This window comes from Fimbriimonas sp. LA-C6 (assembly GCF_055398105.1).
Window position 1 is genome coordinate 703,836 of sequence record NZ_AP038796.1, and the last position, 14,155, is coordinate 717,990.

The following is a 14,155-nucleotide window of genomic DNA, read 5'->3' on the forward strand; positions in this document are numbered from 1 at the left end:
ACCTCAATTATGGAAGCAGGGGGACATGCAAAGCTGAGAATTAGCCGACGTACATCAAAACATCGCCTGGTTGAACGATTTCGCCGCTTTCGAAGAGCACAGAGAGAACCGTGCCGCTTACGGTAGCTGGGATTTCGTTGAACACCTTCATCGCTTCGATGAGGCCCACAACTTGACCCGCTGTGATGGTGTCGCCAACTTTCACAAAAGGAGGTGATGACGGGTTGGAAGTTGAGTAGAAGATGCCATTCATCGGGCTCGTGATTGGCGTTCCCTTAGGGGCTTCTGGAGCCGGCTCTACGTATGGCTCGGCTTCGGCTGCTTCTTCAGTCGCAGGAGCTAGGCCTGATGCCATCATCATTGGCACGCCGTTCTGAACAGCCGCTTTTCGTCGGAATGCAACGCGAGCACCCTCGAACTCAAAGGATGCCTCATCAAGATGGAACTCCTCCATCAACGATGCCAGCTGATCAATACCTTCCTTTAAGTCCATGACAGGGGCATTATGACATCTCTAACCAGATTGTTGTGAGTCGGTTAAGGCAAGTGCTGCGAACGTACCGCGAAATTCGGCGGCTGTTTCACCCCGAAACCGAACTTGAGATTGGAGTTCTAACCGTGCTCTTCCCTTCCTTTGAAGGATTTCCAGGAAGCGGTTCCGCTCCTCGGTCTGCGGCGACAAACAGACCGCCTCGAAATCCCCTTCTATGGGTTTGAGATATTCGGTGTTGCCCGACCGGATGACCAGACTGAACTTGCCCGGTTGTTGCCTCAACTGAGAGTGCAGCCACGACCAAGCTGCCAGCGTTGCCAACGTGGTGATGCTCCCGCCGAAAGCCGTTTGATGGTGATTGATGTTGGGTGCAAGAGGTGCTAGCAGAGTGATGGATTCATCGGACAGTTGCTGAACCTGAACCCCCATTTGCGCAGACAGAGGGATGTGGATGTGAAGATATTCCTCAAGTTCTTCTGCCGTCATGCGGTGGAGCGTACCGTTTTCTGGGGTGGAAGCAGCCTGGAGCGAGAGAAGCATCGCAGGCAGTAAACTACGTTCACGATGGAGTACAGAATCGAAAAGGATAGCCTTGGCGAGGTTAAGGTACCGGCCAACGCTTACTGGGGTTCGCAGGCGGAAAGATCGCGCAACCTCTTCCAGATTTCGGGGCTTACAGAGCACCCCAAGATGATCGATGCATTCATCCTTCTCAAGAAGGCGTGCGCGGTCACCAACACTGAACTCGGCCTCCTGGATAAAGAAGTAGGCGATGCCATTGCGCAGGCAGCCACCGAGATCCTTTCTGGCAAGCTCCGAGATCAGTTCCCTGTTGACGTTTTCCATATGGGAGCTGGAACCAGCTTCAATATGAACTGCAACGAGGTTCTTGCAAACCGCGCTGAGGAGATTCTTGGCGGCACGCTTGGAACCTACGCGAAGGTCAATCCAAACGACCACCCGAACTACGGTCAGAGCACGAACGATACGTTCCCAGCTTCGATGCGGATCATGGCTCGACTCATGTTGGAAGACCTGCTGCCCGCCGTCGATACGCTTGCAGACGCCTTGGCTGCGAAGGGTGTTGAGTTTGATGACATTCTCAAGTCAGCAAGAACACACCTTCAGGACGCAGTCCCCATCCGACTTGGGCAAGAGTTTACAGCTTACGCAGTCGCTGTGCGGAAGGCCCGAAAGTGGCTTGCTTACGCCGCTGAAGAATTAGAAGAGCTAGGCATTGGAGGCAGCGCGGCAGGTACGGGCCTCAACACCCACCCCGATTATCGGTTCCGAGTAGTCGAACTGTTGGGCGAATACACAGGCATCAATTTCCGTGCAACCGAGGATCTTCGTGAGGCGATGCAGTCCAACCTCGCGATGAGCGCACTTGCTAGCGGTTTGCGAGTTCTGTGCCTTGAGCTCACTCGAATCTCGAACGACCTCCGAATCTTGTGCAGTGGACCTCTTACGGGCCTCGCGGAGATCACGCTCCCAGCAGTACAGCCCGGTTCGAGCATCATGCCCGGCAAGATCAACCCGAGCATGGCAGAGAACCTCAACTTGGTTCTTTTCCAGGTTCTGGGTCAGTGCCAGTCACTGGATTACTGTGTCCAGGCAGGACAGCTTGAGTTGAACGTGATGATGCCAGGCATGGCCTTCTCCGCTCAGTTCGCCATCCAGGTGTTGACCAACACGCTCAACACCTTTACCGAGAACTGTGTGAAGGGAATCACCGCCGACCGAGAGCGCTGCGCTCACTATGCGGAGACCTCGCCGTCGCTGGCTACTGCGCTGAACGTATACATCGGGTACAAAGCCGCCGCTGCAGTGGTAAAGACCGCCCTCGCCGAGAAGAAGACGATCCCCCAGGTCGTTCGAGAGCAGGGCCTGTTAGACGAGGAGACCTTGAAAAAGGCCCTCGACCCCGCCCTCCTCACCGAGCCTGGTATCCCTGGTCGGTAAGACAATGCCCTGTTCCGGCTTCCCAAAGCTGGACCAGGGCTTTTTTATGAGTTCAGTTGCAGTGGCGCCGTCTGGGCAGTATGATCGCATCCCAAAAAACACGAGCCCCATTTACAATGAGCGACAGACATGAATGTTAACAGATGCACCTGGGTCGGCACTGATCCGCTCATGCAGGCCTACCACGATGAAGAATGGGGAGTCCCCGAACGCGATAGCCGCGCACTTTGGGAAAAACTGATCCTCGATGGCTTCCAGGCAGGCCTCTCCTGGTCGATGATCCTCAAACGCCGCGAAGGATTCCGCCGGGCCTTCGAAGGCTTCGACCCCGTCGTCATCGCCCAATACACCCAAAAGGACGTCGCCCGACTTCTTGAAGACCCCGGCATCATCCGGTCCCGAGCCAAAATTGAGGCCACCATCGGCAACGCCCGGGCCTACCTCGACATGCAAGAGAGGGGCGAAGACTTCTCAACATTGCTCTGGTCCATGGCCGGCAACGAACCCATCGTCAACCAAACAGGACATGTCCCCACAAAGACTCCGCTCTCCGAAGACATTGCCAAGGCCCTCAAAAAACGTGGATTCAAGTTCGCCGGACCCGTGATCGTCTACGCCTGGATGCAGGCCGTGGGGATGGTCAACGACCACGCAGAAGACTGCTTCCGCCGCAACCTCTAAGAACCCGAATCAATCTTTTCCCGCAAATTGTCCGGCACCTGCAAATAGCCACCATCGACCAGCCAAAGCACCACCTCGACACACACGGTCAAAATAATGCTCGCTAGCAACAGATTCATCGCAATCGTCAGCAGCAACAACCCATATCGGCGCGCGAACGCATTCTGCTGAGCAAACGAACGACGAGTTCGCTCCCGATTAAAAGAAGGAACCACCTCCATCGTCCGACGCTGAAGATGCTTCATCCAGGGACGTCGCATAAAGTAGAGCATCCACCACCACAGATACCGAGCCAGGAGGCCAGCTACTCTCACTCAGTTATCTACGTTTGAACCACCCGATATTCACCGTTCAAATTCAAATTCGCCCACAGATCCCTGCTACTACCGGCTCCAAACTCATCCTTTGGACACCAAAACAGACCTCATTCGTAAGCCATAACATGCACATACTATGCATACGAAAAATCGCTTTCCGGCGTGAGTAAACTGCAACTCAATGGCTCTTTCCCTCATCGCAGCCTTGGCCCTCATGGGGCCCGGATCAGTCACCCGCTACGTCGATCCAATGATCGGCACCGGCGGTCCAGGACACACTTTCCCGGGAGCCACGTGGCCCCACGGCATGGTTCAGCTCAGCCCTGATACGGGCACCGACGGCTGGGAGCACTGCTCTGGCTACCACCACGACGACAAGTCGATTCTCGGCTTCAGCCACACCCACCTGTCCGGCACCGGCTGTCCAGACCTAGGCGATGTGCTCATCGCTCCTAATGTCGATAACGTAAAGTTCAGCCCAGCCGACTACAAATCGCGATTCGACCACAAAGAAGAGATCGCAAAAGCCGGCTACTACGAAGTGTTCCTCCAAGATCCCAAGGTCCGCGCCCAGATGACCGTTACCAGGCGAAACGGTATCCACCGTTACACCTTCCCCAAAACGGAAAGAGCCAACATCACCTTCGACATCAACCACAACATCGGCGGACAAAACAGCTACCACTCCTCCGTCAAGTGGATCAGCCCCACCGAGGTCGAAGGCTCCATCTTCACCCACGGCTGGGCCAACGACCAACGCCTCTTCTTCGTTGCCAAACTCTCGCGGCCAGCCAAGACCTACGGCATCGCCATCGACAACAAACAGGAGCAAAGCAAAACCGAAGCCGAAGGTAAGTTCAAATCACTGGACGCCTTCGCCACCTTCGACGCCACCAACGACCAGGTCGTCATGCTCAAAGTCGGCATCTCCAACGTCGACCCCAACGGAGCCAGGGCCAACCTCGAAGCAGACGCCAAACACTGGGACTTCAACAAGTATGTCCGAGAAGCCAACAGCGCGTGGGATAAGCAGCTCAAGTCGGTCCAAGTCACCACCGGCTCCGACTCTGAGAAGCGAAGCCTCTACACATCCCTCTATCACGCCTACATCCACCCCAGCCTCTACCAAGACGCCGACGGAAGGTACATGGGCATGGACCACAAAATCCACCAGGCAAGCGCAGGCTCCGAGTACTACCACGTCTACTCCCTCTGGGACACGTACCGCGCCAGCCACCCGATGTTCGAGCTCCTCGAACCATCCAAGAACGCCCAGTTCATCAACGGCATGCTGGATCGCTACAAGATCCGCGGCGAACTCCCCGTTTGGGAACTTGCCAGCTGCGAAACCTACTGCATGATTGGCGACCCGGCCGTCCCAGCAGTCGCAAACGCCATCGTCAACGGCAACCCGGGTATCGACCCTGAACTCGCCCTCAAAGCCGTAGATGCATCCCTCCTCCACCAAGGCCGAGGCCAGTCCGAGTTCCTCAAATACGGCTTCGTCCCCAGCGACAAAACCGATGAGTCGGTCTCCAAAACCCTGGAGTTCGCCTATGCTAACGGTGCTGCCTCGCAAATGGCCACCAAACTCGGCAGAAAAGATCTCGCCGAAACCTACTGGGCACGCGCACAAGCCTACAAACAGGTCTTCGACCCAGCCCAAGGCCTCATGTGCCCTAAAACTGCCGACGGCAAGTTCGTCCCAGGCTACAACCCAGTCCGCCTGGACTACGAACCACGCTACGTCACCGAAGGCAACTCCTGGCAGTACAACTGGCTCGTCATGCACGACCTTCCGGGCCTGATCAGCCTTTACGGCGGCGAAAAACCTTTCATCGAGAAACTCACCGCCACCTTCGCACTCGATAACCACCCGATCGGCGCGCAAGAAGACGTCTCCGGCCTCATCGGACAGTACGCCCACGGCAACGAACCCAGCCACCACACCGCCTACATGTTCACCCTAGGCGGCCGCTCCGATCTCACCGAAAAGTACATCCGAGAAGTCCGAACCCGAATGTACGTCGACAAGTTCGACGGCCTCTGCGGCAACGACGACGCCGGACAAATGAGCGCCTGGTACATCTTCTCAGTCATGGGCTTCTACCCGGTAGACCCAGCCTCCGGAGAGTACGTCCTAGGCGTCCCCATGTTCAACAACATGACCGTCAAACTAGAAAACGGCAAAACCATCCGCATCATCGCCAAGAACCTAGACGTCCACAAAGACCACGTCCAAGAGGTCCGCTGGAACGGCAAAAAACTGGAGAATCACAAGATCTCCCACCAAGCCCTAACCCAAGGCGGCACCCTAGAGTTTCGGGGCAACTAGGAAAACACGCAGGCATTCTCGTCACGAGAATGCTTGCGACTCATACGATTTTTTCGATCTGTCTCACGACTGCGGCACTCGGAATGGATGTGAAGGTGTCGCTCTTTTCAGTGTTTTAGGTCGAACGTGTGAGGCTGCGTCCTTCTTTGGGCGGGTAGGTTGTCTTCTTGAGGTTCCGGCCCTGGTGCTGCATTTGCTGCACCCACTCCTTTAGGATTTAGGATGCTGTCCTGGCCCTGCGCGATTCGGACTAGGCTTGTATAAGGTCGCGCCCGTTGGCGCTTTCGGACGTGGTTTGCGGTTTCGCTTGGATAGGTTCAGGGGGGTGGCATCTGCTGTCCGGTATCCGGTTCGGGATGCTTTGGAGGGGAGGGGGAGCGTGCATACAGCACTTTGGGTTGGTGGTGGTTTGGTTACCAGGACTGCGCGTTCGCTTGTCCTTCGCTCGCACGGAGCGCCCCATTCGGGGCTGGGGAGAGTGTGGCTTGACTAAATGAGACGGCCCTCATACATTTCAAAATGGTTGGGCATAGTTGGGGCTTGGGGGCTTCTGGCACCCCTGCCAGGGTGCGGGGTTGGGGGAGTTCACCTTGGGTCGGCGACCCAAGGGTTGGACGCCTTCAGCGTCACAGGAGATCTGAGTTCGACATGATTTTCATCTCAGGACAGCCTCCTTGGTTGGGACGGAGCGCCCCATTCGGGGCTGGGGAGAATGTGGATGGGACAGTTTTGGTTTCGCCCTGATGCTGCGTTCGCCGCACTGCCCCCCGGACGTAGGCTTCGCTTTCCTGGGCAGGCCTTTTGCTCCGGTCTGGGCTTACTTGTTTGGGCGGATAGGTTGATAGGTTGTTTTTATGAGGAAGGGACGGCTTCGTTCCCGCCCCAGTGCTGCATTCGCAGCACCCACCCCTGGTTTAAAGCTGCGCTTTCCCAGGCCTGCGCTTTGCTCCGACCTGGGCTTATATGAGGTCGCGCCGTTGGCGCTTCCGGACGTGAGTTGTGGGTTTGGCACTATCTCTGAGTTTTCTTGACGGGCGCTTGGGCATTGTTGATCGATCGACAAGGTTTGGATGGTTATCTGTGGTGGCTGCGTGTCTTTGGCGATGGGTTAGTTTTTTGCGCAGGTGAGGCGGAATTTGGTTCAGAGGTTGTGTGGGAGGAGAGTGCAGCGGTTGACTTGGACTAGGTGTGGTTGGTCCACTCTTTGAAGTTTGTTTGTTGTTTGGTTTGTTTGAAGGCTGGGGCTGTTAGCTCGCCTTCTGAGATTTTCGTTGGGTCTTCTGCGTTGGTTTGCCAGCGGTACGAGCGTTCTTCGCCTCCTTGGCCCGAGTCGGCTGCTTCGAATTTGTCGGGTTGGAATTTGATTGTGCCTACCGAGACTTGGTGGGGTCAGTGGCCTTAGAGGAACTTGTAGTTGTCTTTATAAGCAGTCCGAGTGGCTATTAGAAGGGGTAACGCTGCTGACGGAATGACCGTGAGCAGCGAAGCAGTGATGCGCTTAATTGGGCGAGGCATTCTTAGGTTTTAGGAGTAGGTAGTCTAGGCCGAACATTCGGGCGGGGATGGCTTGGGGGTTGTTGCCTTGGCATTCGACTTCTAGGGTCGCTTCGCCTTTTTCTAGGCGGAATGTGCCTAGGGATTGCAGTTTCCATTCTAGGTTTGGGCTGTAGAAGTCGATGGTTTTTACTTCTCTGCCGTTGAGTTTGATTTTGTGGATGCCGTAGTCTTTGGCGTGGCAGAGGTTGGCCATGACCTCGTAGGTTCCAGACTCTTTGATGGGGAGTTTGAGGGTGATTTTGTCTCCGGGTTGGCTTTCTTTCCACCAGAGTTGTTTGCCGTCGGAGAGTTCCCAGAAGCCGTCTTGGATCTCTAGTTTGCCGCCGTGTTGTTCGGCTACTTGGAGCGATTCGCCTTCGATGGCTCCTTTGACGGGTTTCATCTTGGCGTATTCGGGGGGTGCTAGGAGGGCTCTGTTGATTCTGGCTGGGGCGGTGCCTCCAGGTTTGGCGTACCAGTAGGCTGTTCTTGCTACGTAGGCTTTGACGTCTGCCCAGTGCCACATTTCGAGATCGAATATGAGGGATGAGGTGTAGGGGATGGGGTCGAAGAGTTGCCAGCGGTGGACGTTGACGTGGCCTCGGGTGCCGGGACCGTCGCATCGGGTTTGGGCGTGGTAGGGGTCTTGGAACAGCTTGGGGGAGCTCCATGCGTAGCCGTAGTAGTCCTCGCTGCCTGTTCCGAAGGTGCTTGGGAATGTTTCGCCGTTGACGTAGACCTTTTCATCGCCTTCGCCCCACCAGTCGGGAACGGGGTTTCCGATGTGGAGGTTGGAGCCTATCCAGTAGCCTTCGCCTTTGACGTTGAGGAAGGTCATGTCATGCATGGGGCGGGTTCGCTGGTGCTCGGCGGTCCACTGTGCGTAGAGGTGGTAGGAGTTTGCTGCTGGCTTTCGGTTGTCGAGCGTGAGCTCGGACTGTGCGGTTACTCCGACCGGGCCTACGTTGTTGAGCCAGACCTTCATGTTTTGGGTGAAAGCCATGGGTAGGCGGCAGACGAGGGTGCCGTCGGGACGGACCTCGAAGGGGAGAGATTTGAGCGGGTTGATGCCTGGCGAGGTTGAGAAGAAATCGCCGAGCGGGCATTGGATGCAGCGTTCGCCATCGAAGTCGACTTCTAGGAGGAGGTTCCGGAGGACGTTGTGGGGTTGATTGGGGTCGGTCCAGTCCATCTCACGGATGCTCTGGGCGAACGGGATTCGGACTTTGAATTCGGTTGCGGTGCCGGGGGTTGGGATGTCCCATAGGAGTTCCCTTTTTCTTGGCTCTACCGAGATGCGTGCGGCCTTGGGTTTTGTGGCTGGGGGGTTGGTTAGGTGGTCGGCGGTTTCGGATATTTGTTTGGCGAGTTTCGGGAGCGTGGTTGGGTTGAAGGTTTCGACCTTGGTGCTGGGAGCGTAGGTTCGGTAGCCAACGTGGTAGTAGAGGCCTTTGGTGGCTTCGGCGGTTACTTTGAGGCTCTTTGCGTAGGGGAGGGGGAAATAGAGGTTTGTGCCCTCGGAGGCCATGTAGGCGAAGGGCGGTAGGAATGGGTTGAGCTTGCCGGTGAGGAGGTCTTTCATCGGGGCGACGAGTCTGGGCTCGGATTCGCCATCGAAGTAGAAGCGGATGGTGCCTTGCGGGTTGGCGCTCCAGACTCGGACGACGGCTCCGGGTCCTTTTAGGTCGGCCATGACTTGCTCAGTGCGTCCGTTTGTTGTCTCGGTACGCACGAACTGACCTGCATCTCCGTTTGCGAACGGGTCTTGGTTGGGGCCGGGGTTGGAGGCTCGGTCGTAGCTGCTGGCTTGGGCCATGGTGAAGGCGGGTTTCGGTGGGCGGGTGAGATACCGCATGTCCCACATTTGTGGGAGGAGTGACTTCACACTGACAGTTTCGTTTGCCGTGGTAGTTGGGTTTATGATGCTGATCCAGCACGCCGTTATACTTAATGCAAGCACATTACAACTTTAACATGAGCGTAGGTCTATTTCCAAAAGTTGAAGCAAACTGGTGGTTTAGCTCGTTGTTACTGTTAAGTATCCAGGAATGGATATATTGAAAATACTCAGCTTCTTTGGTCGGGAGTTGAGGAAGGTTACAGCAACGGGGGCTGCTTCGGCAGCCCTTTGTTGTTTATGAGATTTGGAGTTTTGGGTTCTTGCGCTATTCTGAAAGGGCGGCTGTAAGAGTTAGGATGAGCGGGCCTCCAGTTGGATTTGAGTTTTTATCGGATGGCGACGAGTTTGTGTCGAATGGCTCTTTACGGCATGAGTCTGGCGTGGTGATGGGCGAGTGGAATGGACCGGCTAAGCGCCGTCATACCGAGTTGGCGGATGTTTACGGACGCCGGATCGTCGCTGCGAAGGTCGTCCTTTTTTTAATGTGCAGCGAGTTCTCTTTGGTGGGCTGGCTGTTACTGCATGGGCAGCCTGGGTGGATGTGGGGGTTGCTTGCTCAATCTGCCGTTGGAATTTGGGCTGCTCCGCGGATTGGGACCATTGGCGGGAATGAAACTAGCGAGTACGACCTAGCGTTGTTTGAGGATCGGGACGACTCGGAGTGTTGCTTGGTTGCGTTGGAGATTTGGCGTGGCGCGGACCTTGTTGGCATAGACCGGGGTGTTTGTTGGTTCGAGGACAACTGCGTGATGTTTAGTGGACATGGGTGCTCGTTTGTGGTGGGCGGTCAGGACGTGATTGGGGCCAAGATGTTGCGGGTCTATCTAGCGATTGGTCCTTATGTGGATAGGAAAGAGACTGCGCTTCCCTTGATTCATCCTGAGGCGAAGTTTTGGATTAGTCTGGTGCCGGTTGACTCTGGGCGTCATGTTTCTTGGCGGGCTAATCGGAAGTTCCAGCAGTCGTTTGCTAAGTTTAGGGCGGAGACACCCAAGAGTTCGCGTGCTCGCCAGTACCCACCTGATCACAAGATCTCATGAGTGTGATTCCTGCGAGTTCGAGCGTTGCTCGGGAAGGGATTTGGTTTACCTCTTACGAAGCTTGGCGGCGTGATCAGCGCGCTTTGAGGAAGCAGTTCTTGCGTCAGGTTTTGCGGGATTTGTGGCCTTTGCTTGCTTTGATGGTTGTGCTTGGCGGTCTTTCGCTGGCTGTGGATTGGTTAGGATTTACGGTTCCTTTGATCGGCCTCCTGGTTTCGTGCGTTTTGGTGAGCGACTACCGTACTACTGAAGCGAGATATTTCAAAGCACTGTCTGAACGGATTCAGGAAGACACGTCTGGGTTGCAGGACTGGTATGTGTGGGTTCGAATTCACGATGGGGATCGCGTGACGGGTTCGGATTATGGGGTGCTGTGGTTTGACGATTCGCAGCTTTATTTTTACGGCAATTGCACTTCGTTTTCTCTGACGCGGGATGATCTGGGGGAATCGGCAGGTTTGTTCCTACATTCGTTTCAACGGCTTAAGGGTGTGCATTTTGAGCGTGTCTTGCAGTTGAGAGATTCACGGGTTCTTTCGATTGAGTATGGGCCTGGTTGCAGGCGGTTCTCTGGTCGTGATCATCTGGAGTTGAGTTCAGCACTGAATCGGTTTTTGAATTTGAATCCTGTTGGACATGGTGGGCAGTTGCCTCCGAGGACAATTGGACCTGGGGCTCTGAGCTCGACGGGGTATTTGGTGTTGGCTAGGCGCGTGTTTTTGATTCCAGTTGGGGTTTTTGTTGGGGTGGCTTGGGGTGTGTCTCGCCTGCCTGTGTTTTTGGATTCGGGTGGGACGCCTTGGTCGGTTGCTTTGGTTGTGGGGGTTGCTGGAGCGGTTTTGGCGTTTCGCTGTTTGCACGGACCCCGGTGGGTTCGGGGGATTTATGCGACTCGGTTGGGTTGGAAGTGAGCGTTGATTCCGAGGTGGCCCCTTGGTTTTTGACCTATGAGGAGTGGCTGAAGAAGAGAGCCTTGGAAAGGCGGGAACTGATTGTGAAAACGCTTCAACGTGAGAGGCATGTTGCGGTCATTAGTCTCGCTGCTATTGGAGTGCTCGGTTTTGCGATCGGTCACGTAAACGGTCAGTACGTGATTGCATGGACTTTCGCATTCTTTGTTGTGGTTGCTTTTGGTTCTTACTTTTTGAGCGAAGCCAATAACCTGATGCAGGCTGAGAGGTGGGCGATGTTCAGTGACATGTACGAGGTCCTCCCTAAGGGCAAAAGCTGGTACGTCGCTGTAAGCTTCCTTGACGGTGAGTGTGTTACTGGATCCGATTCTGGTGTTCTCTGGATTGATGATTTGAGAATCTACTTCACAGGCAAGCGGACATCTTTTGTTTTGACCCGAGATGATGTTTCTGACCAGGCAGGTTTACGCCAACGCAAAATGAGGACGATTCCTGGGATTCATCATGAACGGAACCTGATTTTGAACGACCATGGGATGTTTGGACAGCGGATGGTTAGCTTGCATTTCGGACCGGAGTGTCGTGATTTCACAACACTTGCATCCAACGACCTTACTGAGGCAATCGATATGTGTTTGTGGCTCGGGGATCGTGGACGGCACGGGCAGTTGCCACCAACGGAGCTTGGGCCTGGTGCTCTGACCCCGGACAGATTCTGGGTTGTTGTGGCCAAAGAGGTGTTCCGTATTGGTGTTCGTGCTGGCGGATGGTTTTTTGGCATGATCTTTATTGAATCGTGGTCTTGGGTTGGATCTACTCGTTTCGCAGTGGTTTGGGCTCTTGTACCGGCGCTTACTGATCTGGTCATCACTATGCGCAATCGTGGAACGGCTCGGTTCATTCGTGTTTATCGCCAGATGAACATTGCTCGGAAGCGACGGCTGAGTGGACTAAGATAGGGGTTCTGATGGAGACGATTCAGATTCAGGAGGAGGGGGAGTTGGTGGCTCGGGAGGCTCCTTGGATTGTCACTTATGAGGACTGGCTCCAGGTGGGGTCTGAGCCTGGGTCGACTTCGATTCGTCGTGCGAATGCTGCTTTATGGGCTTTGGCATCTGGGGCCGGCATTGTGGCTCTGTGTTACTTTATCTCTTCATCCGCCGCCTTGCTCTCGATTGTCTTGGTGCTTCTTTTGGTGCCTCTGATTGCTCGGTTCATTACCTCGCTGGTGTTGCTTTGTGAGAAGGACAAGTGGGGCGATACGCGGGATATGTATGAGGCCGCTATCTATGAGGAGAGGTGGATGGTGCAGATTCGGCTGATTGAGGCGGGGTTGGTGACGGGGACGGATATGGGGGCGCTTTGGCTGGAGGATGGGCGACTTTATTTCTCGGGGCGTCGGATGTCTTTTGCGATCACTCCGGATGATGTTGCTCGGTCCTCTTGGTTGTTTCACTTTTTGCACCCTTGTTCCAACGCGGTTTATCACGAGATTGATATTCCTCTGGAGGAGCGTGGGAGGGTTGGGCAGCGGTCGATCAGCATTTCCTATAGCAAGCGGTGTCCTGGCTATACGACGGGGGACCACGTATTTCTTCGTCAGGCTATTTTGGGGTTTAAGCGTAGGAGGCGGACAGGTGTTCGCGGGCAGTTGCCGCCTAGCAGTCGGGGGCCGGGGAGTTTTACGTTGGGTCAGATGCTGGTGGATGGGACGCTGGACACGGTTGCTAAAGCCTTTGTTGGCTTTGTGGTGGCTGGCGTCAGTTGCATCTTGTTCGGTTACCCGCCTGAGTGGGTTACGTATGGTGCTTTGGTGGTAGCGGTGAGCGCGGCTTCTAAGTGGGTTTTGGCGGCGTTTACGATGGTTCGTTTTCGGTTGAAGGATCGGCGCCGGCGGTCCTAGGGGTGTTGGGTGGGGACACCTTATAATGAGTTTGGTATGTGGAGAACCGAGCCGAAGGAGACTGTTGAGTTTGTTGCAGCTCCTTATAGTGCTGGTTCGGAATCGGCTTGGTTGGTGAGTTACGAGGAGTGGGTGGCGACTCGGCCGAATGTTGGGTTGGTTAAGAAACTGCTCACGAAAAGTCCCCTTGCCGTTGCTCTGCTCCTGTTTGCAGTGTTTTGCTTGTTGGGAAGCGGCGGCTCAAATCGTGTAGATGTTTTATGCATCCTTGTCGTCGTTGCATGCTTGGCGCTGGCGCGATGTCTGTCCGTGGGGTATCGCATCCAGGATGGTGAAAAGTGGAAGAACACGAGCGATACGGGTGACTGGAGCGACAAACACTGGCTGGTCTCCATTAATTATGTGGAGGAGGATTTTGTTTACGGATCGGATTCTGGAGTGGTTTGGGTGGAGGATGACCATCTTTACTTTTCGGGACAGTACTCCTCTTTTGCACTGACGCGTGAAGACCTTGCTGGTGGTGCTGCGAATCTGTTTTTGAGTGGCCGTTCGTTTTATGGTGTTTACAACCAATACAATCTGGCGTTAGATAAGCGGGGTCCTGTTGGCAGCAGGGTGGTGAGCATTGGATATGACGAGCGGCTGCCGGGCAATCATGCGTTTCATCAATCTCAGTTGAAAACGGCCTTGCACGATTTTATCTGGAGTGATTCCAAAGTGGGTGGCGGTCAGTTGCCACCTGGAAGACTTGGTCCGGGTGCTGCGACTCTGTCTACGACTGCGGGGCATTTGCTGCTTGAGCTGCTCTTTGTGGGTTTGTTCGTAGGGGCCTTGGGTCTGGTTGCCGCTTTCTTTGGACAAGTTTCATGGAACGAGCCTGGGGACTTTGTGAAGATTGTGGCTCTGTGCGTTGGGGTTGGAGGGGGTTACCTTCTGCTTTCACGTGTGTGGCGTCGGGTGAGGGCTATTCGAACGCGGCGGCGGATTCGTGCTTTTGAGCGGGTGCATCAGGATGGGTGATGGGTCGCTTGAGAATCGGTTGTTTGAACTCGAGACGAGATTGGTGCCACAAGCGGA

General features: G+C 55.1%; 12 protein-coding genes. 8 read left to right on the plus strand and 4 right to left on the minus strand.

The features are described from left to right. Positions 1-40: 40 nt before the first annotated feature. Together ACZ51B_RS03325 and ACZ51B_RS03330 are read right to left on the minus strand one after the other, a co-directional pair. On the minus strand, positions 41-493 hold the full coding sequence (locus ACZ51B_RS03325) for an acetyl-CoA carboxylase biotin carboxyl carrier protein (protein ID WP_464295812.1): 453 nt from the start codon (positions 491-493) through the stop codon (positions 41-43). Positions 494-514: 21 nt separating this feature from the next. Next, positions 515-1,033, minus strand: coding sequence for a YiiD C-terminal domain-containing protein (locus ACZ51B_RS03330; RefSeq protein WP_464295813.1), 519 nt, complete (start codon positions 1,031-1,033; stop codon positions 515-517). Between the two features lie 24 nt (positions 1,034-1,057). Between ACZ51B_RS03330 and ACZ51B_RS03335 the strand changes: the two genes are divergently transcribed. Beyond that, the gene (locus ACZ51B_RS03335) at positions 1,058-2,455 is read left to right on the plus strand and encodes an aspartate ammonia-lyase (RefSeq protein ID WP_464295814.1); all 1,398 of its coding nucleotides are present in this window, start codon (positions 1,058-1,060) and stop codon (positions 2,453-2,455) included. A 129-nt stretch (positions 2,456-2,584) separates the two neighbouring features. Then, positions 2,585-3,136, plus strand: a complete 552-nt coding sequence (locus tag ACZ51B_RS03340; protein ID WP_464295815.1) for a DNA-3-methyladenine glycosylase I — start codon at positions 2,585-2,587, stop codon at positions 3,134-3,136. Here the strand turns inward: ACZ51B_RS03340 and ACZ51B_RS03345 are convergent. Next, positions 3,133-3,450, minus strand: a complete 318-nt coding sequence (locus tag ACZ51B_RS03345) for a hypothetical protein (protein ID WP_464295816.1) — start codon at positions 3,448-3,450, stop codon at positions 3,133-3,135. The genes ACZ51B_RS03340 and ACZ51B_RS03345 overlap by 4 nt on opposite strands. A gap of 184 nt (positions 3,451-3,634) precedes the next feature. Between ACZ51B_RS03345 and ACZ51B_RS03350 the strand changes: the two genes are divergently transcribed. Next, positions 3,635-5,788, plus strand: a complete 2,154-nt coding sequence (locus ACZ51B_RS03350; RefSeq protein WP_464295817.1) for a GH92 family glycosyl hydrolase — start codon at positions 3,635-3,637, stop codon at positions 5,786-5,788. Positions 5,789-7,286: 1,498 nt separating this feature from the next. Here the strand turns inward: ACZ51B_RS03350 and ACZ51B_RS03355 are convergent. Then, the gene (locus ACZ51B_RS03355; protein WP_464295818.1) at positions 7,287-9,209 is read right to left on the minus strand and encodes a DUF2961 domain-containing protein; all 1,923 of its coding nucleotides are present in this window, start codon (positions 9,207-9,209) and stop codon (positions 7,287-7,289) included. A 311-nt stretch (positions 9,210-9,520) separates the two neighbouring features. On the opposite strand from ACZ51B_RS03355, the gene ACZ51B_RS03360 reads away from it, so the two are divergent. The 5 genes from ACZ51B_RS03360 to ACZ51B_RS03380 all read left to right on the plus strand — a co-directional run bounded on the left by ACZ51B_RS03360 (position 9,521) and on the right by ACZ51B_RS03380 (position 14,098). After that, positions 9,521-10,264 carry a hypothetical protein gene (locus tag ACZ51B_RS03360; RefSeq protein WP_464295819.1) on the plus strand — a complete coding sequence of 248 codons (744 nt, stop codon included), beginning with the start codon at positions 9,521-9,523 and terminating at the stop codon, positions 10,262-10,264. After that, positions 10,261-11,175: a hypothetical protein gene (locus ACZ51B_RS03365; RefSeq protein WP_464295820.1), complete on the plus strand. Its 915-nt coding sequence runs from the start codon at positions 10,261-10,263 to the stop codon at positions 11,173-11,175. Before ACZ51B_RS03360 ends, ACZ51B_RS03365 begins: the two co-directional genes overlap by 4 nt. Before the next feature lie 62 nt (positions 11,176-11,237). Then, the gene (locus tag ACZ51B_RS03370; RefSeq protein ID WP_464295821.1) at positions 11,238-12,134 is read left to right on the plus strand and encodes a hypothetical protein; all 897 of its coding nucleotides are present in this window, start codon (positions 11,238-11,240) and stop codon (positions 12,132-12,134) included. Positions 12,135-12,142: 8 nt separating this feature from the next. Next, positions 12,143-13,078 carry a hypothetical protein gene (locus ACZ51B_RS03375; protein ID WP_464295822.1) on the plus strand — a complete coding sequence of 312 codons (936 nt, stop codon included), beginning with the start codon at positions 12,143-12,145 and terminating at the stop codon, positions 13,076-13,078. Positions 13,079-13,114: 36 nt separating this feature from the next. Continuing rightward, entirely contained in the window at positions 13,115-14,098 is a 984-nt protein-coding gene (locus ACZ51B_RS03380; RefSeq protein WP_464295823.1) for a hypothetical protein, read from the plus strand. Positions 14,099-14,155 lie beyond the last annotated feature (57 nt).

Excerpts from the sequence above, each read along its gene's own strand:
- ACZ51B_RS03375 (WP_464295822.1), top strand. The coding sequence starts at position 12,143 with ATGGAGACGATTCAGATTCAGGAGGAGGGGGAGTTGGTGGCTCGGGAG.
- ACZ51B_RS03335 (WP_464295814.1), top strand. The coding sequence starts at position 1,058 with ATGGAGTACAGAATCGAAAAGGATAGCCTTGGCGAGGTTAAGGTACCG.
- ACZ51B_RS03340 (WP_464295815.1), top strand. The coding sequence starts at position 2,585 with ATGAATGTTAACAGATGCACCTGGGTCGGCACTGATCCGCTCATGCAG.
- ACZ51B_RS03360 (WP_464295819.1), top strand. The coding sequence starts at position 9,521 with ATGAGCGGGCCTCCAGTTGGATTTGAGTTTTTATCGGATGGCGACGAG.
- ACZ51B_RS03325 (WP_464295812.1), bottom strand. The coding sequence starts at position 493 with ATGGACTTAAAGGAAGGTATTGATCAGCTGGCATCGTTGATGGAGGAG.
- ACZ51B_RS03350 (WP_464295817.1), top strand. The coding sequence starts at position 3,635 with ATGGCTCTTTCCCTCATCGCAGCCTTGGCCCTCATGGGGCCCGGATCA.
- ACZ51B_RS03365 (WP_464295820.1), top strand. The coding sequence starts at position 10,261 with ATGAGTGTGATTCCTGCGAGTTCGAGCGTTGCTCGGGAAGGGATTTGG.
- ACZ51B_RS03380 (WP_464295823.1), top strand. The coding sequence starts at position 13,115 with ATGTGGAGAACCGAGCCGAAGGAGACTGTTGAGTTTGTTGCAGCTCCT.
- ACZ51B_RS03330 (WP_464295813.1), bottom strand. The coding sequence starts at position 1,033 with ATGCTTCTCTCGCTCCAGGCTGCTTCCACCCCAGAAAACGGTACGCTC.